The sequence below is a fragment of the Varibaculum sp. GTC20041 genome, from assembly GCF_055387755.1.
Map to the genome: position 1 here is coordinate 534,606 of NZ_AP041144.1, position 22,314 is coordinate 556,919.

Consider the following 22,314-nt stretch of genomic DNA (forward strand, 5'->3'; position numbering starts at 1 on the left):
AAGCGCAAGTGCAACGCAAATGATTTCGTTGCATTTGCGTTGCAAGCCTAATTTTTGCGTTGCACTTTTCGTTGCAACACAAAACGGTGCGCTTTTTCTATTGCTAATCTCTGTCCGTCGAGGTTCCGGTATCTGGGGTGCCCAGTCCAGAAGAAGGGCAGGGGAGTAATACTGTCGGTTGCCGAGCGTGCCTTTGACTGCGCCCTCATCCGCGTCCTTGTCCGAGATTAGCGGACATTCTTGCAGCGCCCTCATCCACATAACGTTTCAGCTAAAGACGCGAGTAACGCCGGGCTCTGCTTTCCCCATGCGCTAGGACTAACTGCTTGCTTACCAGGGAATTTAGTAGGCGAAGGGTTTTGGTTTTCTCGAACCCCGAGCGGATATCAAGCTCAGAGCGCGAATATCTTCTGCCTCGCGCCATGGAATTTAAAAGCAATTTTTCCTGCGAGTTCAGCTGCTGACGCGAACCGATAAAAGGCAAAGTAACCGTGATGGAGTTGTCCAGAACCTCAAATTTCGGAATCTCTGTTTGGCCACGATAAGACTCTCGAATGCGCAGAATACCGGTGCCGAACTTTTCAATAAGTCCCAGACGGAAGAAGACCTCTGCCAGGATTGGATTTCTGAGAACTGATACTCGTCCTCGTAAATATTCTGCTTCGGAAAGCCCAGTGGGAAGTCCTCCTGGAGAGTAAACCTCCACGCAGTCAGGGAAAATGCTGACCCGTAAGCGCGAATTAATATCCCAAGTTCGATGAACCAGACCGTTAGCGATCGCCTCTCGGAAAGCTTCGCGCGGCACCAGCTCTTTGGTGGTTCTGGTTGCGCCCTCAATCTCCTCAAGACGCAGGTAGCGGTCGAAAACCTCCATCGCGGTGTCCAGCTGCTTCAAAACAGAAACCTGTTCAACAGTGGTGCGATCCAGTATTTCATTAATAGAGGCTCCAAACTTGATGACATCGATTCCGGGATAGCTATTCTTATCGGCCAATAGGGCGGCGGCACGGTTGAAACCATTCGGTCCGATTAACCCCAAGGTCTTGAGGACATCGGTGCTGGTATCCGAAATATCTAGCTGGTCGCGAAGAGCTGCGGATAAAGTTTTAAACTCCAGATCTTTCTCGGGGGAGTCCAGTTCTTCGAAGGAGAGGTTTTCTCCCTCCAATACCAAGCGGCTGAGTTCAACTCTATCCACTTCGACAGTGGAGCTGTCACTCCTGCGGTAGGCTTTCCCATTGTAAAGATAGGGTTTGTTAGAGCCCTCCTCTACGTGCAGACAGACGGTTTTGTCGTCCTGATTTATTTGGATAGAGAATCTGGGGCGTGGGGTAATGCAGTCGTTAATGCGATTTTCGATTGCCAGGCACGTTTCTTCTAGGTGGTCTAGGCCAACCGCGTTTCCCTCATCATCGATTCCAAAAAGTATTTCCCCGTCATGAAAGTTCGCGTAGGCGCTTACAGTCTTGAGAAATGTGTTGCTCACTTTGGACTTGAACTCCAAGAACGCAGATTCTCGCATCTCTAACTCCCTCTTTGCAGCTTATTTTAGTTCTGTCGCAACGTAAATGCAACGCAAATGGTTTCGTTGCATTTGCGTTGCAAGGTTTTATTTTGCGTTGCACTTTACGGTGTAACGCAAACCGCAGGATTCTTCCTAGTTTTGTTCTCTTCTTTCCGTTCTTCACGAGCTTCTGTTCGCGTACACCACAAACTGGTCGATCACAAGCACTCTTCACGTAAAATGCTCCCAAAGCGAATTTAAAGATTATAGCCCCTGATCAGACCCCCAAAATAACGATTTTATACGCGCACTTGAGGTATTAAATCTGTATTTTTACGAATCAAAATGAGTTTTCTGGCTCCGTCGTTGTTGATTCCCGAGACTCTACTGTCTGCCTCAAGCTTTATCGTCCTGACGCTTACCTGCTTCACCTGTGGAGATTCTTCTTTCTTTGGTTTATAGGTGTGGCAGCCCCCTAGTGAACGTGCAGGCAATTAAAAGTGTATATGAAATACGGCACAAGTTAGCTGTGTGTCGCGATAGTGGTTTTGCGGGACTTTTATGGGGCGCGAATGTCGCCCCGACGCCCAAAATGTGCTGTTTTATGCTTGAAAGCATTTAAAAATGCCAATTTCGCGATAAAAGTTACAAAAGAATACTTAGTTGTATTTAAAAATAATGGAAATTAGATGTTTAATTTAATGAATTTGCCTGTCACATTCCTAATTTCAATTTCGATGAATTACGCAACAAAGTTATCCACAGGATGTCGCCAAATATGCCGCTGTTATCGCTCCGAGACGGTTCATCAAATCTGGATTAAGTTCAGATAAATGTTTTCTTATTGCCGTTTTTTAAGCGCCCCGTACTCTCGTCTCTTCAACGCCGCGCAGGACCTGGAACTGACTGTCCAACAATTCACTCTGGAGGGTGGAAGCGTCCTAGGAGGGTGGAAATGTCGCGGGAGGGTGAAACTGTCGGCGTCGTGCCTGGAGCTGCTGGTGAGGGCGTGCAGAATCGCCCTCCCCGGACAAAATCACCCTCCGGCGCGGATAGGGTAGCAAGATCACCCTCCGGCACGGAGAAAATCACCCTCCCGGTACCGGAACGCCCTCCAGTGCCGTTTAGGGGAGTCTGCGTCCGGTGTTTCTACTCGCTCTGGAGGGTGTATTCGTCTTTGGAGGGTGGAACTGTCGGCGTTGTACCTGGAACTACTTGTGGGGTCGTGCAGAATCGCCCTCCCCGGACAAAATCACCCTCCCGATACCAGATCACCCTCCGGCGCGGAGAAGGTGACAAAAACACCCTCCAGGGCCGACTAAGGGGGTGGGAGCCTACGTAAGTGGGGGGTCTCAGGCTGGTGAAAGTGACGGCAGTTGAGTGCAAAATGTAAAAAAGTGTTCCATTTGTGTTGAAAAACCTCTAATATGTACTTCATAAGTTGAGATTTGTATTTAAGGAGTGGTTGAAGTGGCACAAGCAACTGTCAATTTTCGGATGGATGCTAGTTTGAAAAAATCTCTTGAAGCCACGTGTAAAGAACTGGGGCTTACAGCTACCAGCGCCTACACCATGTTTGCTGCAAAGGTGGTGCGGGAGAAGCGGATCCCGTTCGAGGTGGCTATTGATCCGTTCTATTCAGAATCAAATATGAAGCGTTTGCGCAGTTCAATAGCACAAATGGAACAAACTGGCGGTACCATTCACGAGGTTTTGCCCGGTGATTAAGGCTTGGACAGATTATTCTTGGGAAGAATTTCAGTATTGGTTGAAACAAGACAAGAAAACTGTGAGACGAATATTGAAGTTGATACAGTCAATTGACCGTAACGGGTACAAATGCATAGGTAAACCTGAACCTTTGCGGGGAGATCTTTCTGGATACTGGAGCGTTCGCATCGATGAAAAAAATCGGCTGGTGTTCAAAATCGATGGCGAGGTGTTGCGTATAGTGCAGTGTGGAACCCATTATGGTGACTTCTGACGCTTAACTCCGTTCACGTCTCTCCCAATTCCCGCAACCGCCAGCCCTGCCATAAACTGGAAACCATGAGCCCAAAGCAGTCGATTTTTACTTCTGAATCCGTCACCAGCGGACACCCTGATAAAGTCTGTGACCGCATCGCCGACTCCATAGTCGATGCCCTGCTAGAACAAGACCCAGAAGCCAGGTCTGCCGTGGAAGTCATGGCGACCACCGGGCAGGTGCATCTGGCCGGCGAAATCACCACTTCCGGATATGTAGACCTGCAAACCCTGGTGCGCGAAACCATTAACGAAATCGGCTACACCTCCTCTGATATTGGTTTCGATGGAGATTCTTGCGGGGTGCTGGTATCTATTGACCGTCAGAGCCCCGACATTGCTCAAGGAGTGCAAGACTCGTGGGAAACCCGTGAAGGATCGGCGGTAGATGCTTTTGACCAGCAGGGAGCCGGCGACCAGGGGATGATGTTCGGTTACGCCTGCAACGAAACCCCTGATTTAATGCCCGCCCCGATCTGGCTGGCACACCGCTTAGCGAAGCAGCTCGAAAAAGTACGGCGGGAAAAAATCCTCGACTACCTGTGCCCCGATGGGAAAACCCAGGTAACGGTACGTTACGAGGACGGACGTCCAGTGGGGCTTGACACCATCGTGCTTTCGACTCAGCATCTAGCATCCGTCAGCCTCAAAGACCTGCGTGAAGAAGTAAAATCCGCGGTGATTGACCCGGTTATCGCCCAGGTTCCGTGGATTGAAGACAGTGACTTCCGCACCCTGGTAAACCCGGCGGGACGCTTCATATTGGGTGGCCCGGCCGCTGATACTGGCGTTACCGGTCGCAAACTGATCGTCGACACCTACGGGGGGATGGCGCGCCACGGCGGGGGTGCGTTCTCTGGAAAAGATGCTTCTAAAGTTGATCGCTCCGCGGCCTATGCGACCAGGTGGGTAGCCAAGAACGTGGTGGCAGCCGGCCTTGCGGATCGGGCAGAACTGCAGGTGGCTTATGCTATTGGCTCGGCGCACCCGGTGTCGATAGAACTGGAAACTTTCGGTACCGAAAAAGCGGATAAGACCCAGATTTTGCAGGCAGTCCGGGAAGCTTTCGACTTGCGTCCGGCAGCTATTATCGACCGGCTTTCGCTGCGCCGACCTATCTATTCGCGTACCGCCGCCTACGGGCATTTCGGGCGTTCCGGGTTCACCTGGGAAGATACCGATATGGCGCGGGAGTTGCGCGCCAAGCTGGGGGCATAAAACAGCGGGCAAACTAGGAGCATAAAAACCAGCGAGCCAATCTCAGAGCCTAAAACTCGCGCCACCAGGCGCTACGCCTAAAGAAAAAACTAAAACAACTAATCGTACTTTTTGCCGCAGCCATATAGAATCGGTAAACGGAGCGAACACACGGGAGAACTGATGTCATTTTTTGAAAAAATCCTGCGCATGGGCGAGGGGCGTATCCTTAAGCGCCTAGACCGGACAGCTCACGAAGTTGTGGCGAAAGAGGACGAATACGCCGCCCTCAGTGACAAAGAGCTAAAAGCCAAGACCGACGAGTTTAAAGAGGCACTGGCAAACGGGGCAAGCGAGGATGAAATCCTGGTTGACGCCTTCGCTACCGTGCGGGAGGCCGCCTGGCGCGTCCTCAAACAAAAGCCCTATCACGTGCAGGTAATGGGGGGTATCGCCCTCCATAATGGCAATATCGCCGAAATGAAAACCGGTGAAGGTAAAACCCTGGTTGCTACCATGCCCAGCTATCTCAACGCGCTTAGTGGCAAGGGCGTGCACGTAGTCACGGTTAACGACTACCTCGCCAGCTATCAAAGTGAACTAATGGGGCGCGTCTATCGCTTCCTGGGGCTAACCGTGGGCTGTATCGTCAACGGACAAACCCCCACCGAACGGGTAAAACAATACCAAGCCGATATTACTTACGGCACCAATAACGAATTTGGGTTCGATTATCTGCGCGACAATATGGTGCAGCGGGTAGAGGATATCGTCCAGCGAGGACACAATTTCGCCATCGTGGACGAGGTGGACTCGATTCTGATCGACGAAGCGCGGACCCCGCTCATTATTTCCGGTCCTGCCCAAGGCGAAGCAGACCAGTGGTACAACAAATTTGCCTCCCTGGTAACCCGCTTAGAAAAAGATATGGATTACGAGGTCGACGAAAAGAAACGCACCGTGGGGGTCACCGATGTGGGGATCGCCGCAGTCGAGGATTTCTTAGGAATCGAGAACCTCTACGAAGCCTCCCACACACCCTTAATCGGCTTCCTCAACAACGCAATCAAAGCGAAAGAGCTGTTCAAACGGGATCGTGACTATATAGTTCGTAACCGGGAAGTGCTAATCGTTGACGAACATACCGGGCGCGTGATGGAAGGTCGGCGCTACAACGAGGGAATGCACCAGGCTATCGAGGCCAAGGAACACGTCCCGGTTAAAGCCGAGAACCAGACCCTGGCCACCATTACTTTGCAGAACTATTTCCGCCTATACAACAAACTCGCGGGCATGACCGGTACCGCGGAAACCGAAGCGGCCGAGTTCATGAACACCTACAAGATTGGGGTAATCCCGATTCCGTCGAACAAACCGATGATCCGCATCGATCAACCGGATTTGGTTTATCCTTCCCGCCGCGGCAAGCTCAAGGCGATTGTCAGCGATATTAAGGAACGCCACGAAAAAGGCCAACCGATTCTGGTAGGTACTACCGATGTGGCCAAGTCGGAAGAGCTTTCCATCATGCTGGATGAGGCCGGGGTACCGCACAATGTGCTGAACGCTAAACAGCACGCCCATGAAGCCCAGGTGGTTTTTGATGCCGGACGTAAAGGCATGGTCACTGTGGCCACCAATATGGCGGGGCGTGGTACCGACATTATGCTGGGCGGCAACCCGGAACATATCGCGGATCAGAAGCTGCGTGCGCAGGGCCTGGATCCGGAAGAAACTCCCGAACAGTGGCGTGAAGCCTGGTCGGATGCTCTATCTCAGGCCGAGGCCGAGGTGGCCGACGAACACGAAGAGGTAGTTGACCTGGGCGGACTATACGTCCTCGGTACTGAACGCCACGATGCGCGCCGCATTGATAACCAGTTGCGAGGACGTTCTGGTCGTCAAGGTGACCCCGGGGAATCCCGCTTCTACCTGGCAATGGACGATCCGTTGATGATGAAGAATATGGCGGCGTTCGTTACCCGCTTTATGAATTCTTCGCTCTACCCGGAGGATCTGCCGCTAGAATCCAAGATGGTTTCCGGGCGTATCCAATCAGCGCAGCATCAAACCGAAGCGCAGAACTTTGAGATCCGTAAAAACGTCCTCAAATATGACGACGTAATGACCGATCAGCGTGATCTGATTTATACCGAACGTCAAGAAGTGCTGCAAAAGGAAATCGATCTCGATGAGCTGATCCCTTCCTACCTGCGCACGCTGATAAAAGAAGCGGTCACCCACACCACCAGTGAAGGCGCCGATTCCAATGAATGGGATCTAGAAGCACTGTGGAACAATTTGCGTGCGGTTTACCCGGTGCGCGCCTCCCTCTCGGAGCTCAAAGACGAGGACGGCTCTTTCCTACATATTTCGGCTTCCGAGCTGGAAAATATGCTGCAAAACGATATTGCCGATGCCTATGAAGAAATTCTCGATCAGGTTAACGAGAACCCGATTGCGATTGATCAGCTGGGTGACCAGCCGATGGCGGAACTGGAACGCCGCGTTTTGCTAGCTACGGTTGATCGCCTTTGGCAGCAGCACCTCTATGAGATGGATTATCTGAAAGAGGGTATTGGCCTGCGGGCAATGGGGCAACGTGACCCCTTGGTGGAGTATAAGTCCGAGGGCGCGCTCATGTTCGAAAACATGATGGGGCAGGTGCGTGAAGATACCGTGACTGGGATCTTCAATTTTGCCCACCAGTTCCAGCAGGTCTATGAGCAGCAGTTAGAGGCCGAAAAGCAGCAGGCGGAACAAGCCAAGAAGAAGGCGATAGCGGAAGGCTCGGTGATGGGGGATACCGGACATAAGGAATCCTCGGAAACGGTGCCGGCGGGCGCGGGAGCTTCTAGGCAAGGCTCCGCTTTTGGCGCCGAGGCGGCGCGGCAAACTGCCGCGCAAGGCGGAAACCGGGCTCAGCGCCGGGCTCAAAAGAAGCGTAAGAAGCGTCGCTAATCCTTCCGGGGAGCGCTTGTAGCTCAACGCTTAGCGGTACTTTTGAGATTTCGTTGTGGCTGGGCTTGCGGTAATCGGGCGGGGAATCCCTAGGTAAACCCATACGGAACTGATGGCTTTTCCGCAGCTGCTGGCGTATGCGTTCACCCGATCTCAAGCGCGGAGATTCTCCATTTTTTGCCGCAGGGGATGATCCGCATCGCCACCGCCCGTACCCGCGAGCCATCGCTGATGCTCACTGCCACTTCGAAGGCGTCGCCGCCCTCAGTCCCGATCCCGGCTTTGCGACAAAGAATTCGCCGGATCTGAATCGCTGTAGGCAGAGGACGATGGCGCTCGCTGCGTGCTAACGCCAAGAAGGAGCCTTGTAACTCGGGGGTAAACCAGTTGGTTACCGCCTGCGCGGAGCGGCGGCCAGAAAACACTTCGAATATGGTTTTCACGGCCGTTGCCACCCATGGTTTTATCTGGGGTAATGACGATAATGAGGCAGCTTGCGGGTTTGCGGGGGTTTTCTTACGGGCTTGAGGGCGAGGAAGCAGGGTCTGGACTTCCAGGGGGCCATATTTGGGGCTTAAGGGGATTCGCGGAAGTGCGGGACAAATTATGGCGTAGGGCCCGGGAGTGTCACTGTCTTGGGGACAAATTGTTACCAGGGGCTTGCCGGGCGGAAATAGCTCTTGAGTCCGGTTTACGTTTTTTACCTCTGGGGAAACATCATTTTCTGTGACCTCCCGGAGAAGGAGGGCTGGCGCTGCTGAACTCATCGACTCACATCCTTTAAATATGAGAGGAAAACTCTAATTCATTAGAGAGGCGCGGGTAAGGGGGCTCCGTTGCCAATTGGCGTTTTCGAACTGTTTAAACAGGTATATGCAGATTCTTCTTTTAATAAAAGTCTCTAAAGCGTAGCTGTCAGCGACCCCTAAATTAAGAAAGAATTAAAGACAGGTGAGTTTTTAATGAGGCCTTTGGGTTGGTTGCTAGTTGACAATCGAGTATCCGGGCAACGCCGCGCCGCAGGCCAAAGAACTCTTGGCAAACCGCTACAATTGCGAGATGAGAATTTATCTTCCCCTAGCGGTATCTGACCTGTTTGAGCCGCATCTATATTCCCGTAATGCCTGGCAGGGCAGTGCTGATTTCTGTCAGCTTTGGGGAATTGATCCTCTCGATAGTGAGCAGGCGGAAGATTTGGCGATGACTATGTCCGCTATGTCTTGTCTGCAAGGAGAAGTAGTGGGGTATCCGGGGCGAATAGTCGCGGCGCTCGATGTTAACCCTCAGGAGTTGGGCGCGGAAAATGCCCCCGGCGTATTTGCAGTCAAGTCTGGCTTTGACTGGGAGCGCTTAGTGAGCCTGCATGTGGACTCTCCGGATAACTTGGAGCTTTGCACCCAGCTTAGGACGCAGCTTCCTTCCCGGCTGGCAGCGGCGTGGAGCCGCGGTAACTTTAGTGATACCCGCAGTGAAATACCAGAAAACGGCGGCAATGACCTACCGGAAGCAGAATCAGCGCAGCTGGAGCTTTGGGAAGAGCTAGCGGCGGAGCCACTTTCCTGGTTTGATGCCAGCGAACTTGATTATCTGCGCCGCTCGCTAGCTGAAAATTCTGTTTCTTAGGCGCTAGCTTCCGCCTCGCGGGCGTATCCCTGGGCGGCAATCGCCTGACGCAACGTCTGCATAGAGGTAGCGATCTCCTCCGCAGTGGCCGGTTGGGCGTGAGCGAACTTAATGTCCTCCATAGAGTTCGCCGGAATCAGGTGTAGGTGCAGGTGGGGTACGTCGAATCCCGCGATACTCAGGCAGGAGCGCTCAGCGCCGAATGCCTGCCGTTGAGCACGCCCGATAATCTGTGCCACTTTCATCAGGTGTTGCAGTTCGTCTGTGGGGGCATCCCAATAGTTTTCTACTTCCCGGCGAGGAACCAGCAATACATGTCCGGGGGTGATGGGGTTAATGTCGGCAAAGGCGACACAAATATCGTCTTTCCAGCAGAACTCGCCGGGGATTTCGCCAGCGATAATCCGAGTAAAAATAGTGGACATGGTCTCCTCCTGGGGTAGTTCTTGTCTCTAATGATATGCCGGGATGGCAAATGAGAGACTTTTATGGAGAAATGGGCAACACGCGCCCAGAATGCTTGCTGAAAACTCCTCTTTACATAGGATTTTCGTTTGACCAAGAGGGCTAATAATCCTAACTCTAAACTAAAGCTTTAGGGTTAGATCGGAGGGCGACCGTGACAGTACCAGATACTAACCTGGCAGATATTAAAGTCGTAGGCATCGGCGGGGGCGGAGCAAACGCCGTTAACCGCATGATCGATTTCGGGCTTAAAGGCGTAGAGTTCATCGCGATTAACACAGATGCGCAAGCGCTGATGATGTCAGATGCAGACGTCAAATTGGATATCGGGCGGGAAGAAACTCGCGGTCTGGGAGCAGGAGCTGACCCCAAGGTAGGCGAACGCGCTGCCGCTGACAACGAAGAAGAAATTAAAGACACCCTGGAAGGTGCAGACATGGTCTTCGTTACCGCTGGCGAGGGCGGCGGTACCGGCACCGGGGGCGCTCCCATCGTGGCGCGGGTTGCGCGTGAAATGGGCGCTCTGACTATCGGGGTAGTCACCCGGCCTTTCTCTTTTGAGGGTAAACGCCGGCAGACGCAGGCGGAAGCCGGGGTAGAGGCGCTACGAAAAGAAGTAGACACCATTATTGTGATCCCCAACGATCGCCTCCTAGAAATCTCAGATCAAAACATCACTATGGTTGATGCTTTCTCGGCTGCTGATGAGGTCTTACACTCCGGCGTACAAGGCATTACCGACCTGATCACTACTTCCGCCCTGGTTAACGTGGACTTCGCCGATGTAAAAAGCGTGATGAAGGGAGCGGGTACCGCCCTGATGGGAATTGGCTCGGCCACCGGTGAGGATCGCGCGATTCGCGCCGCCGAGGCCGCTTTCATGTCTCCGCTGCTAGAGGCAGATATTGATGGGGCACTGGGAGTGCTGATGTTCTTCCAAGGTGGCTCGGATATGGGTCTTATGGAAGTGCATCGCGCCGCCGATATGGTACGCGAAATGGTGCACCCCGAAGCCAATATTATTTTCGGTGCCAACGTAGACGAATCCTTGGGCGACCAGATCCGGGTGACAATCATTGCGGCCGGGTTCGATGATCCCAAGAAGGGCAAGAAGAGCGCGCGAGTAGAGAAGAAAGCAACGCCCGAGCCGGCCTCGAAACCCGCCGCCTCCTCCACCTCCTCTGTGCCAGAGAAAAACGAGGATTCCACGGCCACTTCCGCGATCCCGGCTTTTCCGCGCCGTGCAGTTCTGAACCAGGACGAACGCAGCGTGGGGGATCTTCCGCGCTCCAGTGTCAGCGGAGGGGCGCACCGGCTCCCGGTGACCCCGCCCTCGCGCGATGCCTTTAGCCGCAAAGAAAACGAAAGCTCCAGCAGCTACCGCGACAATTTCGGGGTTAACCGCAAGAGCGAGGACGATAGCACCTTAACTGTGCCGCGCGTATTCGAGGACGACGACCAAGAATCGGGTTTAGACGTACCCGACTTCATGCGGTAGGCTCAAATGTTTCGCATCGGCGGCGCACAGGCAGTTTTTACCAACCGGATCGGGGGGAAATCCTCCGGCGAGTACGCTACCCTCAACCTGGGAGATCATGTCGGAGATAACCCCGATATCGTAGCCGAGAACCGCCGGATCGTTGATGAGGCGATCGGGCGCAAAGTCGTCTGGATGCACCAAACCCATTCCAACCGGGTGGTGCAAGTCCGGCCTGGTCACACCAATGCTCCGGTAGAGGCCGATGGGATTGTCATCGATACTCGTGAGTTCGCAGAGCTGGGACTAACCACCCCGGCAGCGGGAGTGATGGTGGCTGATTGCGTGCCCCTATTACTGGCTTCCGATGATGGTCTACTAGTGGCGGCCGTACATGCCGGTAGAGCGGGAATGGTTACCGGCATTGTTCGCGAAGCGGTGCTGGCGTTGCGGAAACTAGGGGCGCAAACCGGAAAGATTCACGCTGCTATTGGCCCAGCTATCTGTGGAGCCTGCTACGAGGTTCCCGAGGCAATGCGAGCCCACGTGACCGGACATGTGCCTGCCGCGTGGTCACGTACCCGGATGGGAAGTCCCGGGTTGGATTTACAGGCGGGGGTAGTATCGCAACTCAAGTCGGCGGGAGCCCGGATTACTTTTGCCTCTAAACGCTGCACTTTTGAAGATCGCAACCTCTATTCCTACCGCCGTGACGCCCATACGGGCAGGTTCGCGGGAATAGTGGTGGGTAAGCGAGAAGTCCCAGCGGGCTGAACTGCGCATTTAGGTGCATAGTTTTGGAAACACGCCGTAGTAATACTTCAAAAAGAACCCAGTCCCGTTTAACGTTTTTGTAGACCAGTATTAAAAGAAGGAGAACCTGATGGGCGCTTTGAGGAAGACGATGGACTATTTAGGTCTGTCCGAACCACAAGAGAACGAAGAATTCAGCGATGAACTGGAAAGCGCAGTTCCGGATGCTGAAGTTCCCACCCCTCGTCCTCGGATTGTAGAACCGGCTTTGCGTTTCCCGCATGCAGTCAGTTCCCAGCCGGAGACTGCTTCAGAGCTTAAACGGATTGTGACGATCCGGCCTACCACCTATAACGAGGCTCAAAGTATTGGGGAAGCCTTTAAAGAGGGCACTCCGGTGATTATGAACCTGGGGGCAATGAATGACCTGGAAGCGCGGCGGATGATTGATTTTGCTGCCGGACTCAGCTTCGCCCTGGATGGGGGAATTGAAAAAGTTACTAACCGGGTATTTTTGCTTTCTCCGAAGTCTGTACAGGTTGACGAGGGCGAATCTTCGCTGGGATCCAAAAGAGACTTTTTCAATCAAAGCTGATAGATGCTCACTTTAGTCTATTGGGTCGGTCAGATAGGCAGATGGCTGCTCCAGCTGTATATTCTGGCGTTGATAGTGCGGGTGGTGCTGTCTTGGGTGATGGCACTGAACCCGAGTTGGCGGCCAAAAAACTCGGTTACGCTATTTCTTTGTAATGTGGTTTTTGGATTAACCGATCCGCCTTTGCGTTTCTTAAGCAGATTCATTAAACCCCTGCGACTTGGGACTATTGCCCTAGATTTGAGTTTTATCGTACTGTTCTTGCTGGTCACAGTATTGATAAATATTTGGATCCACCTGATTAACGCGCTGCTAATTCTTTTGCACGGATAAAAGTGCAGAAAATTGGCTAAAGTGTTGCTCAAAATGATAGATGTTACTATTGTTGATGATGTGGAAGTTGAGCAGATCTTCGGTATGCTTGTTTCCAACTGCAACCTATAGCGCAGAAGTTCCCGCTGGCAGGTAGAGCGCCTACCTCGGGAAAAACACGATAGATAACTGAGGTGACAGGTATGGCTCTGCTGACTGCTGAAGACGTCCACTGGAAGCAATTCCAGGCGACCAAGTTCCGTGAAGGCTACGATCAAGAAGAAGTTGACGAGTTTCTAGATGAAGTCGTGGAAACTATCGCGACTTTGCAGGATCAGAATGCGTCCCTAAAGACTGAACTAGATGAGGCGCGCCAGCAGGCAGCTGATGGTGGTCAGGTAACTGCCAGCGACAGCGGTGAAGAAACCGCAGCTCTAAAGGCGCAACTTGAGACCGCTAATGCGCAAATCGCGGAAATGCAGGCGCAGGTACAGCAGTATCAGGCGGCTGCTGCCGAGGGCGATCCGCAAGCCGGGGAGCAAATCCAGGCTTTGCAGGCACACTTGGCCCAAACCCAGCAGGAAGCCCAAGCGGCACTGGCACAGTCTCAAGCAGAGACCCAACAGGCCGTGGCGGAAATCGAGCAGCTGCGGGAGCAACTGGCACAGGCAGAGCAAAACGCACAAGCCGGCGCGCAGCCTAGTTCTGAACAGCCAGAGGATGCCACCTCTATGCTGGCGCTGGCACAGCGGGTGCATGACGAATACGTGCGCAATGGACAGCAAGAAGCGGATCAGATTCTGGAAGATTCCCGCCTCAAGGGTGACCAGATCGTACGGGAAGCCAATGATGAGCGTCGTCGCGTACTAGAGCAGCTTGAATCCGAACGTGCAGACCTAGAGTCTCGGGTCGATGACCTGAAGGCCTTCGAGAATGATTACCGCCAGAAGGTGCGCGAACACCTACAGGCTTTGATCGGTCAACTAGATGCTCAAGAGGCATAGCGAGTAACTTAAACTTAGTTCCTCCTAAGAGCCAGGGAGGATTAGAGCGGCGCCATCACGTAAGTGGTGGCGCCGCTACTTTTTTATTAAATTTAGGCATAGAGCAAACCGACCTGGAAAGAACATGAATCAGCGAAAAAAACAAAAATCGGCACCGCTCCTGGTGATATTCGTTTTCGTAGCGCTACCGGTGTTAATCGTTGACCAAATCACTAAAGCCTGGGCACTTAGCGTCCTGGAACTGGGAGCGCCTGAAAAACCCTTTATTGGCAATTTTATTGGTCTGCAATTGGTGCGTAACCCCGGGGCGGCCTTTTCGCTGGCAGAGAGCTTCACTTGGGTGTTCTCGGTGATAGCGGCGGTGGTACTAGCCATTATCGTCTGGACTGGACGGGCAATGACTAACCGTGCCTGGCAGCTTTCCCTAGGGCTGCTGGCCGGAGGGGCGCTGGGAAATCTGGTCGATCGCCTCATTCGCCCTCCGGGAATCTTCCGGGGGCATGTGATCGATTTTTTGAATTACCGTTCGATGTTCGTCGGTAATGTTGCGGATATTGCGATTGTGGTCGGGGTAGTTGCGGTAGTAGTGCTGGTGGTGCTGGGCGTCCCCTCGGTTAGCGGTAATCACTCCTACCAACCGACGCGGGTGCGGGGCAAGGATGCGTGAACGGGTTCGCCTGCAGGTTTCTGAAAGCGCGCAAGGAAAAAGGCTTGACCAAGTATTAGCGGCCGAACTGGGGATTTCTCGCTCGCTGGTTGCCAAACTGATTAAACAAAATGAGGTAAAGGTAAACGGAGTAGTTCCGCGAAAATCAGCGGAGGTAGCCTCCGGTGATCAGGTGGAAGTGCTGTTGCCTGATGAAAGCCCAAAAAGTCTAGAAACCCCTGCACCGCTGCCGATTCTTTACCAGGACGAAGATATTGTGGTGGTCAATAAGCCGGTGGGGATGGCGGCGCATAGCGCTCCCGGATGGGAAGGGCCAACGGTAATCGGGGCCCTGTTGGCTACGGGACAAGAAATTGATACCTCTGGTCCACTTGAGCGCCAAGGAATAGTTCACCGTTTAGATGTGGGGACTTCCGGCGCGATGGTGGTGGCCAAGTCGCAGTTAGCGTATGACCGCCTGCAAGCAGATTTTCGCGCCCGCCGGGTGAAGAAGATCTATCAGGCCGTGGTACAAGGCTATCTAGATCCGGCCGCGGGCACTATTGACGCCCCGATTGGACGCCATCCTTCCCGCGATTTCAAAATGGCGGTAGTTGCCGGGGGCAGGCCGGCCATAACTCACTACCGCACCTTGGAGTCCTTGCCGAGGGCAACCCTGGTTGAGCTGCAGCTAGAGACGGGGCGGACACATCAGATTCGAGTGCATATGCAGGCAATTGGGCACGCTATCGTGGGCGATCCTACCTATGGGGCAAATCCACTGCTAGCGAAGGAACTGGGGCTCAAACGGCAGTGGCTACATGCGGTGAGCTTAGGATTTACCCATCCAGTAACTGGTGAACAGGTGAGCTTTCAGGCGCCTTTGGCCGCTGATTTAAAGGACGCATTAACCCGCTTGCGCCGCGGATTCTGATTGAGCTTTGTCCCCCGCGCTAGGCGGGGCTGGCTTTTCCTGTTGCAGTTTATTTAAAGATTGTCGAGGACGCGCCAGCGGCTTATTTTCGCTCTATGGCTCCAGAAAAACCCAGCTATACCCGCTCGCAGTTTCGCCAGGCATCCTCTCAGGTTCCGCGGGCACAACAGCTTTTGCAACAGGCAGAAACCCGGCTGCGCTCTGGCGAGGGCGGTGCCCGTCTGCGTTGGGCTCCTTCCCCGCGAATTGTGCTAGCTGCGCTAATAGCCGTGGTGATAGTAGCGGTGATGGCAGGGTGGGCGCAAGGTAAAACTCCTAGCAGCGGGTTATCTTCAACAACCCCAAGTTTTAGTGCTACTGCTAAAGCCGCGCCGGGGTCTCCCCCTGCTGCCACCGGAGAGGTACTGGTGGATGTAGTGGGCAAAGTTAAAAAACCGGGAGTAGTCCGTCTGGAGGCATCCGCGCGGGTACAAGACGCGATAAAAGCTGCCGGGGGAGCGCTTCCCGGTACCGACCTGTCGGGATTGAACCTGGCGCGTCGCCTCAGTGACGGCGAACAGTTGCGGGTGGGAATAGAGGAAAACAGCGCGCCGGAAGGAGGGGCGGAGCCAGGTGGGGCAGGCGCGGCAGAAAGTGCCGGGCAACAAGCTGGTGCGGGCGCTGCAGCCGGCGCGGGCGGCGGAAAAATCTCTATTAATGAGGCCTCGCAGCAACAGTTAGAGCAGCTTCCGGGGGTGGGGCAGGCGCTCGCGCAAAGGATTGTAGATTATCGCCAATCCCAGGGACGTTTTCAAAACCTGGAAGACTTGAAGAATGTGTCTGGAATTGGGGAGAAAAAATACGCGTCCTTGGCGGCAATGATCAGACTCTAGGTAAGCTATGAAGGGGAGAATCCTAGATTTACGTTTAACGCCGGCAGCCATTATTGCCTGGTTGGGTGCCTTGGTTTTACCTGCTCTTCCCTTACAATGGTTGCCACTTATCGCTGCTTTAACTCTCGGGGGCGCTGCCGTGGTCTTGCTGGCCAGCTACTGGAAAAATCTGAGCCGAATTATCTTGGCAGGCGCTCTGGCTTTAGGGGCGTTGGGCGGGGTGGCGCTGGCAATTAGCCAATCGGCGCGGGTGATAGCCGCAGACCCGTTAGCGCGCGCCTGGCAGGGGCAGATCGACCGAGTCCAGGCGATAGCCATGGTAGAGACACCGCCGCGAAAATATGACCCGGCAAGCGAGCAACAGATAACCCAGTTACGCCTACTATCAGCCCGCCTGCCAGATACCCCAGCGGTAAATACTAGGGTGAAAGTGGTGGCATTTGGTCAGCACCTGCCAAAATATCCTCGTGGAACGGTTATAGAAACCGTGTTGCAGTTAAAAAAATCGTCCCGCGGCCGGGAACCTAATGCCAGGGAATCTAGCCAAAATTTAACCACGGTAATCAGCGCCAATTCTCTCTTAGAGATCTCCGGAAGAATCATCGCTAGCCCCAAAGTGAGAGCCGGGCCGCGCGGGGCGGCGGCCCTGAAAGAAAAGTTCGCGACCCGGCTGGAAGAAAAACTGGTAGCTGCAGATTCTCCGGCAGCAGCTACGCTGCTGCCGGCCATGATTTTAGGAATCAGAGCTGATGCATCGGAGAATACCGAGGCATTAAAAACTGCGGGAATAGTGCATATTACCTGTGTGTCCGGGATGCATATCTCGGTGCTACTTTCCTTGGTAGCGCTACTTAGTGCGGGGTTAAAACGCCGCTGGCGTCTGCTGGCGGGTGCCGGTTTGTTAGTGGGGTACTGCCTGCTCTTGGGGCCCTCTCCTTCGCTGCTGCGAGCAGCGGTGATGGGGATGGTTTCTCTGCTGGCACTGGCTAGCGGCAAAGAGCCATATTCTTTTAGCGCCCTCGAAATCGCGATTATCGGTCTGCTAATTTTTGAACCCGGATTCGCATCCGATACTGGGTTTTTACTCTCAGTTAGCGCTACTGCAGCGATAGTATTGGCGGCGCGGCCTTTAGAAGAAAAACTGCACCGGGGAATAGCGGCAGTAAAAAGACAGGGGAGTGGGCGAACCCCTCGGTTATTGCGGCAATATTCCGCACTTTTCCGCAAGTTCTTGGCGGCATTCCTGTCCGTTAGCGCAGTGAGCTTGGTGGCACAACTAGCTTGCCTGCCGGGGCAACTGTTAATTCGTCCTGGAATCAATATCTTGACCGTCCTCGCAAATGTAGCTATCGCCCCGGTAGTGACCCTGCTGATCTGGGGTGGAGCCTGCCTGACATTCCTGCCACTGCCTGGAACATTTTTGGCAAAAATACTGGGGATAGGCTGCACTTGGGTGATGACAGTGGCTCGGGCGGTCGCCTCCAATCGATTCGCAATCTTGCCATGGACAGCAGGCGCGCCAGGGATTTTAGCATTAGGGATAGTGGCGGCGGGGCTGACCTATATTTACCGCTGCTACTTTCCAAAAAGGAAGATAAATGGCAATGTTAAATCATGGCCTCAAAGCAAATGAGTTGGCGCGATTGCACCTTAAGTTCCGGGGTGCTCATACGCGGCCCCGAGAAGCTGCTGGCAGATCGCGCCCTGACTCGTTTAAAGCAACTGGGACGAAACCAAGATCCCACCCTAGCAGTGACCGAGGTGACTGCTAACGGTTATCAGGCAGGTTCCCTAGATTCCTTGACTTCGCCCTCATTGTTTGGAGAAGCCCGCCTGGTGGTGATCCCCGATTTTGAATCCGCCGACGAGGATTTAGGGCAAGATCTGGCAAGTTACTTAGCCGCGCCGCAAGCAGATTGCTGGGTGGTAGCCATGCACGATGGATCCAATAAAGGAAAACGCCAGGTAGACAAGATTAAGAAAGCGGGAGCACAGGAAGTAAAAGTCGCGAGGATTAAGAATGCGCGTGACAAATTATCCTTGGTGGTCGAAGAAGTGCGCACTGTCGGCGGGCGCATAGAGCCGGCCGGAGCGCAGCTGCTGGTAGATGCGCTTGGTGAGGATCTCGCGGAACTAATCGGAGCTGCCCGCCAGTTAGTTTCTGACTATCCCCAGGCCGTAACTTTGCAGGCAGTACAACAGTTCTACGGGTCTCGAGTGGGGGCTAGTGGGTTTAACGTAGCCGATGCCGCCGCAGGGGGGAATCTTTCGCGCGCCCTGGTGCTGCTGCGGCAAGCGTTTTCTTCCGGAGTTCAGCCGGTCGCTATCGGAGGTGCGCTCGCCCTAAAGTTCCGTAACCTGGCAAAAGTCAGCGCCCGGGGAGTAAACCCTTCCCAGCTAGGAATGGCGCCTTGGCAGCTGGAAAAAGCACGGCGAGAAGTACGCGGATGGAGTGATGCTCACTTGGCGGAGGCGATTAAGATTATTGCGCAAGCTGATGAAGATGCTAAAGGTGCTAGCCGGGACCCACAGTATGCGCTGGAGGCGGCAGTTAGGAAAATCTGTCTTTTACGGCAAAGCTGAGCAGATGCAGGAAAGTAGGTAAAACAGGCAATGGCAATGCAGCGTAAAACTCGCCAGCGGGACGCGATTATGGCAATCATGGCTGATGAAACGGATTTTCGTTCTGCTCAACAAGTGCATACTGCCCTGGTTTCAGCCGGACAAGCGGTGGGACTGGCTACTGTTTACCGCAACCTGCAGGCGCTAACTGAGGCCGGGGAACTCGACAGCTTGCGTTCAGAGGAAGGAGAAACCCTCTACCGGCGCTGCGCGGCGCGCCGGCATCATCACCACCTGGTATGTCGAAACTGTGGTTATACGGTAGATGTGCAAGATGACCAGTTAGAACAGTGGATTGGCGAGATTTCTCGGCGCTATAAGTTCAGCAATATTGAACATATGGCAGACGTATTCGGTTTGTGCGCCAACTGTGCAAACCAGCCCGCAGAATAATCTCCTAGGTTTCAGGTATTACTTTCGAGCGCCCTCAGCAAAGTCAAAATACCTGACTATAGGGATCGCGCCACCTCCGGAACTATTTTTAGCCTCATCCTGCACCTCAGATAGTACGAATAAACTAGCTATTGCATATCTAATGCCTGGATAATAGACTTATTATAGATGTATTTTATTGCAGGAGAGAGGATTTGCTATGTCCGGTACTACCAGTTTCAGTGTACGCATGGATAAAGATGTTAAGCAGCAAAGCGAAGATATTTTTCGCAATCTAGGGGTTAATATGACTACCGCGATTAATATTTTTTTGCGTCAGGCTATCCAAGCGGGAGGATTTCCGTTTGAAATCCGTCAAAAATCGCCCAACTATCAAACCCAGATGGCTCTAGCAGAAGCAGAGAGATTACTAGCTGACCCAGATGCAAAACGCTATTCGGATGTCGAAGAGGCGTTAAAAGAACTAAAATCATGAGCTACCAGATTCAATGGACTAGCCGGTTTAAGAGAGACTACAAGCAGGCCATTCGGCGTGGGCTTCCCATAGAGGAGCTAGATGACGTTATCCGGCTGTTAGCGGCTGGAGAAGCACTTCCAAAAGCACTAAAGGATCACGCACTAACGGGAAACTGGTTGGGGCATCGCGAATGTCATATCCGCCCTGATTGGCTACTGATTTATAGAATTAGTTCCCAGCAGTTAGTGCTATCGCTGACTAGGACTGGTAGTCACGCTGATCTTTTGGAATAGGTAGGTTTAGCGAGTGCGGGCGCTGGCGATGGCGTGCAGGGCGATTGCGGCGGCGGTTGCCACGTTTAGGGATTCTGCCTTTCCCCACATAGGGATGGCGATAGTTTCATTACAGAGGGCGATTTCCTCGTTACTTAAACCTTGGGCTTCGTTACCCAGGCAGATAAATAGGGGAGAGACGGTTACGTTATTGGAGGCAGTAAAGCTAGGTAAATCGACAGTCGCTTTACCGGATAATCCCACTAGGCAGCCGTCGTTTTCCTCGCTCAGCTCTGCTAAAGCCCCGAAGGAGGCACCGGAGTAAACCAGCAAGTGGAAAAGGCTCCCGGCGCTGGCGCGAATAACTTTCGGGCTAGAAACATCAGCGCAGCCCGAAAGGGCTAAGACTCCGGCCAGGCCACAGGCATCAGCAATCCGAATTATCGTCCCCAGGTTCCCGGGGTCTTGTACTCGTGCACATACTGCCCAGGCGCCCTCTTTCAAAACCTCCGCGGACGGGAGTTCTTCGCTCGGGAGCGCTGAGAGGTCAGCTGTAGCCGCGATACCTTGCGCCGAGGGCGCGAATAACTTCATTACCGATGGGGCAACCGGATGTACCCAGCGGGTAATCCCTAAAGCCGTCCTCGCTACCTGGATCGCGGGGCAGGGAGCATCGGTGCACAGATAGACATCCCGAACAGCTTCCGGGCAAAAGCGCAGCAGTTCCGCGCAAGATTGCGGTCCTTCTACCAGGAGCAGACCTTGTTTTAAACGAAAACTACGCCTAGACAGATTGACCAGAGTCCGCACCCGCTGGGAGCGAGGATTATCAATCGTGTCTAGGCGTAGATTAAGCAAAAAGCTAACTTCTGTTAGAGGCTTTAAGCAGCTGGAGCGTTTACGTCCTGGGGTAGAGCAGCTTTAGCTTTTTCTACCAGCTGATTAAAGGTGTCGATATCGTAAACCGCGAGTTCGGAGAGCATCCGGCGGTCAACTTCGATTTCCGCTAGGCGCAGACCCTGGATGAACCGGTTGTAGGTCATGCCCTGGGCGCGGCAAGCGGCATTGATCCGCTGAATCCACAGTTTGCGGAAATCATTCTTGCGCTTGTGGCGATCGTTGTAGGAATAAACGCCCGAGTGCAGCAGCTGTTCTTTGGCCTTACGGTACAGGCGAGAACGCTGACCGCGGTAACCAGAGGCGCGATCCAGTACGGTGCGACGTTTCTTCTTGGCGTTGACTGCTCGTTTTACGCGTGCCATATCTCTTAATCCTCTCCTTGCCTACTTGTTGCCAGCCAGCAGTTTGTTAATGCGCTTGGTATCGGCAGGAGCCACTACCTGATCACGGCTGAGGCGACGGGTCTGTTTGGAAGACTTGTGTTCTAGCAGGTGGCGCTTGCCGGCCTTTTCCCGCATCAGTTTGCCGCTTCCGGTTCTGCGGAAGCGCTTCTTCGCACCGGAGTGCGTCTTCATCTTCGGCATTGTATTTCCTCTCTACCGGCACGCCGGTGGTTCTGCCTGTTTCTTAGGCGTTAGGACGTCCCTACTTTTTTGCTTTCGCGGCGGCTGCAGCTTCCTGAGCCTCTTTAGCTTTCCGCGCTTTACGGGCATCCTTAAGTTGTTGCCGGTTCATAGTCTCGCCGTTTTGTTGATCACGGCGACGACGCTGATCCGACTTGGTGTGGTGTTTACGTTTCGTGGGAGCCAGCACCATAGTCATATTGCGCCCGTCTTGGCGGGGCATTGATTCTACGGTGGCCATCTCGGTTACGTCCTCGGCTAGGCGCTCTAATAGTTTTACGCCAAGCTCTGGGCGAGACTGTTCGCGCCCGCGAAACATAATCATGACTTTCACTTTGTCCCCGCCTTCAAGGAACCGCACTACGTGACCTTTCTTGGTTTCGTAGTCATGGTCATCGATCTTTAGACGGAAACGAATCTCTTTCAACTGGGAGTTTGCCTGGTTGCGGCGAGCGTTACGAGCCTTTTGTGCGGCCTCGTATTTGAACTTGCCGTAATCCATCAACTTACAAACTGGAGGTTTCGCGGTAGGCGCGACCTCCACTAGATCCAAGCCAGCTTCGGTGGCTAGGCGCAATGCATCCTCGATCCGGACTACCCCTACCTGTTCACCACTGGGGCCAACTAGGCGTACTTCTTTCACCCGGATGCGGTCATTAATGCGTGTCTCGTTGCTGAT

At 53.6% G+C, this 22,314-nt stretch carries 25 protein-coding genes; 18 read left to right on the forward strand and 7 right to left on the reverse strand.

What is annotated here, in order from left to right; translation table 11 throughout:
* Positions 1–271: 271 nt before the first annotated feature.
* The gene (locus tag ACZ5BI_RS02180; protein ID WP_464896531.1) at positions 272–1,486 is read right to left on the reverse strand and encodes an ATP-binding protein; all 1,215 of its coding nucleotides are present in this window, start codon (positions 1,484–1,486) and stop codon (positions 272–274) included.
* 1,488 nt (positions 1,487–2,974) lie between these two features.
* Here ACZ5BI_RS02180 and ACZ5BI_RS02185 point away from each other — a divergent pair.
* The 4 genes from ACZ5BI_RS02185 to secA all read left to right on the forward strand — a co-directional run bounded on the left by ACZ5BI_RS02185 (position 2,975) and on the right by secA (position 7,687).
* Positions 2,975–3,232 (forward strand): type II toxin-antitoxin system RelB/DinJ family antitoxin, encoded by a 258-nt coding sequence (locus ACZ5BI_RS02185; protein ID WP_101930281.1) that lies wholly within the window; start codon positions 2,975–2,977, stop codon positions 3,230–3,232.
* Positions 3,233–3,293: 61 nt separating this feature from the next.
* A complete protein-coding gene (locus tag ACZ5BI_RS02190; RefSeq protein WP_238127607.1) occupies positions 3,294–3,488 on the forward strand; it encodes a Txe/YoeB family addiction module toxin in 195 nt (64 codons plus the stop codon).
* Positions 3,489–3,553: 65 nt separating this feature from the next.
* The gene (gene metK / locus ACZ5BI_RS02195) at positions 3,554–4,747 is read left to right on the forward strand and encodes a methionine adenosyltransferase (protein WP_464896532.1); all 1,194 of its coding nucleotides are present in this window, start codon (positions 3,554–3,556) and stop codon (positions 4,745–4,747) included.
* A 162-nt stretch (positions 4,748–4,909) separates the two neighbouring features.
* Complete coding sequence (gene secA, locus ACZ5BI_RS02200) at positions 4,910–7,687, forward strand: preprotein translocase subunit SecA (RefSeq protein ID WP_464896533.1); 2,778 nt, start codon at positions 4,910–4,912, stop codon at positions 7,685–7,687.
* 143 nt (positions 7,688–7,830) lie between these two features.
* On the opposite strand, the gene ACZ5BI_RS02205 is transcribed toward secA, so the two are convergent.
* Positions 7,831–8,454: an Rv3235 family protein gene (locus ACZ5BI_RS02205; protein ID WP_278609273.1), complete on the reverse strand. Its 624-nt coding sequence runs from the start codon at positions 8,452–8,454 to the stop codon at positions 7,831–7,833.
* Positions 8,455–8,746: 292 nt separating this feature from the next.
* Between ACZ5BI_RS02205 and ACZ5BI_RS02210 the strand changes: the two genes are divergently transcribed.
* Entirely contained in the window at positions 8,747–9,310 is a 564-nt protein-coding gene (locus ACZ5BI_RS02210) for a DUF6912 family protein (protein ID WP_238127542.1), read from the forward strand.
* Here ACZ5BI_RS02210 and ACZ5BI_RS02215 read toward each other — a convergent pair.
* Complete coding sequence (locus tag ACZ5BI_RS02215) at positions 9,307–9,735, reverse strand: HIT family protein (RefSeq protein WP_238127541.1); 429 nt, start codon at positions 9,733–9,735, stop codon at positions 9,307–9,309. The genes ACZ5BI_RS02210 and ACZ5BI_RS02215 overlap by 4 nt on opposite strands.
* A gap of 194 nt (positions 9,736–9,929) precedes the next feature.
* Between ACZ5BI_RS02215 and ftsZ the strand changes: the two genes are divergently transcribed.
* From ftsZ to ACZ5BI_RS02280, 13 genes are all read left to right on the forward strand, one after another.
* Positions 9,930–11,273, forward strand: coding sequence for a cell division protein FtsZ (ftsZ, locus tag ACZ5BI_RS02220; RefSeq protein ID WP_024059283.1), 1,344 nt, complete (start codon positions 9,930–9,932; stop codon positions 11,271–11,273).
* A gap of 6 nt (positions 11,274–11,279) precedes the next feature.
* Positions 11,280–12,026 (forward strand): peptidoglycan editing factor PgeF, encoded by a 747-nt coding sequence (gene pgeF / locus ACZ5BI_RS02225; protein WP_464896534.1) that lies wholly within the window; start codon positions 11,280–11,282, stop codon positions 12,024–12,026.
* 109 nt (positions 12,027–12,135) lie between these two features.
* Positions 12,136–12,600, forward strand: a complete 465-nt coding sequence (locus tag ACZ5BI_RS02230) for a cell division protein SepF (protein WP_024059281.1) — start codon at positions 12,136–12,138, stop codon at positions 12,598–12,600.
* Positions 12,601–12,603: 3 nt separating this feature from the next.
* The gene (locus ACZ5BI_RS02235; protein ID WP_278605995.1) at positions 12,604–12,933 is read left to right on the forward strand and encodes a YggT family protein; all 330 of its coding nucleotides are present in this window, start codon (positions 12,604–12,606) and stop codon (positions 12,931–12,933) included.
* Between the two features lie 182 nt (positions 12,934–13,115).
* Positions 13,116–13,916, forward strand: coding sequence for a DivIVA domain-containing protein (locus tag ACZ5BI_RS02240; protein ID WP_278605994.1), 801 nt, complete (start codon positions 13,116–13,118; stop codon positions 13,914–13,916).
* A gap of 124 nt (positions 13,917–14,040) precedes the next feature.
* Positions 14,041–14,583 (forward strand): signal peptidase II, encoded by a 543-nt coding sequence (gene lspA, locus ACZ5BI_RS02245; RefSeq protein WP_464896535.1) that lies wholly within the window; start codon positions 14,041–14,043, stop codon positions 14,581–14,583.
* A complete protein-coding gene (locus ACZ5BI_RS02250) occupies positions 14,576–15,496 on the forward strand; it encodes an RluA family pseudouridine synthase (RefSeq protein ID WP_464896536.1) in 921 nt (306 codons plus the stop codon). The genes lspA and ACZ5BI_RS02250 overlap by 8 nt, the downstream gene beginning before the upstream one ends.
* 95 nt (positions 15,497–15,591) lie before the next feature.
* Complete coding sequence (locus ACZ5BI_RS02255; RefSeq protein WP_464896537.1) at positions 15,592–16,368, forward strand: ComEA family DNA-binding protein; 777 nt, start codon at positions 15,592–15,594, stop codon at positions 16,366–16,368.
* Between the two features lie 7 nt (positions 16,369–16,375).
* The gene (locus ACZ5BI_RS02260) at positions 16,376–18,001 is read left to right on the forward strand and encodes a ComEC/Rec2 family competence protein (protein WP_464896538.1); all 1,626 of its coding nucleotides are present in this window, start codon (positions 16,376–16,378) and stop codon (positions 17,999–18,001) included.
* The gene (gene holA, locus ACZ5BI_RS02265) at positions 17,983–18,951 is read left to right on the forward strand and encodes a DNA polymerase III subunit delta (RefSeq protein WP_464896539.1); all 969 of its coding nucleotides are present in this window, start codon (positions 17,983–17,985) and stop codon (positions 18,949–18,951) included. Before ACZ5BI_RS02260 ends, holA begins: the two co-directional genes overlap by 19 nt.
* 30 nt (positions 18,952–18,981) lie before the next feature.
* Positions 18,982–19,383 (forward strand): Fur family transcriptional regulator, encoded by a 402-nt coding sequence (locus ACZ5BI_RS02270; RefSeq protein WP_316076752.1) that lies wholly within the window; start codon positions 18,982–18,984, stop codon positions 19,381–19,383.
* 229 nt (positions 19,384–19,612) lie between these two features.
* Positions 19,613–19,858, forward strand: coding sequence for a type II toxin-antitoxin system RelB/DinJ family antitoxin (locus ACZ5BI_RS02275; protein WP_238127534.1), 246 nt, complete (start codon positions 19,613–19,615; stop codon positions 19,856–19,858).
* Positions 19,855–20,133 carry a type II toxin-antitoxin system YafQ family toxin gene (locus ACZ5BI_RS02280; RefSeq protein ID WP_316086575.1) on the forward strand — a complete coding sequence of 93 codons (279 nt, stop codon included), beginning with the start codon at positions 19,855–19,857 and terminating at the stop codon, positions 20,131–20,133. The genes ACZ5BI_RS02275 and ACZ5BI_RS02280 overlap by 4 nt, the downstream gene beginning before the upstream one ends.
* Positions 20,134–20,139: 6 nt before the next feature.
* On the opposite strand, the gene ACZ5BI_RS02285 is transcribed toward ACZ5BI_RS02280, so the two are convergent.
* The 4 genes from ACZ5BI_RS02285 to infC form a co-directional block, all read right to left on the reverse strand.
* The gene (locus tag ACZ5BI_RS02285; RefSeq protein ID WP_464896540.1) at positions 20,140–20,970 is read right to left on the reverse strand and encodes a TrmH family RNA methyltransferase; all 831 of its coding nucleotides are present in this window, start codon (positions 20,968–20,970) and stop codon (positions 20,140–20,142) included.
* A gap of 23 nt (positions 20,971–20,993) precedes the next feature.
* Positions 20,994–21,374 carry a 50S ribosomal protein L20 gene (gene rplT, locus ACZ5BI_RS02290; RefSeq protein ID WP_464896541.1) on the reverse strand — a complete coding sequence of 127 codons (381 nt, stop codon included), beginning with the start codon at positions 21,372–21,374 and terminating at the stop codon, positions 20,994–20,996.
* 21 nt (positions 21,375–21,395) lie between these two features.
* The gene (rpmI, locus tag ACZ5BI_RS02295) at positions 21,396–21,596 is read right to left on the reverse strand and encodes a 50S ribosomal protein L35 (RefSeq protein WP_238127527.1); all 201 of its coding nucleotides are present in this window, start codon (positions 21,594–21,596) and stop codon (positions 21,396–21,398) included.
* Positions 21,597–21,657: 61 nt separating this feature from the next.
* On the reverse strand, positions 21,658–22,278 hold the full coding sequence (gene infC / locus ACZ5BI_RS02300) for a translation initiation factor IF-3 (RefSeq protein WP_399328684.1): 621 nt from the start codon (positions 22,276–22,278) through the stop codon (positions 21,658–21,660).
* Positions 22,279–22,314: the final 36 nt, after the last annotated feature.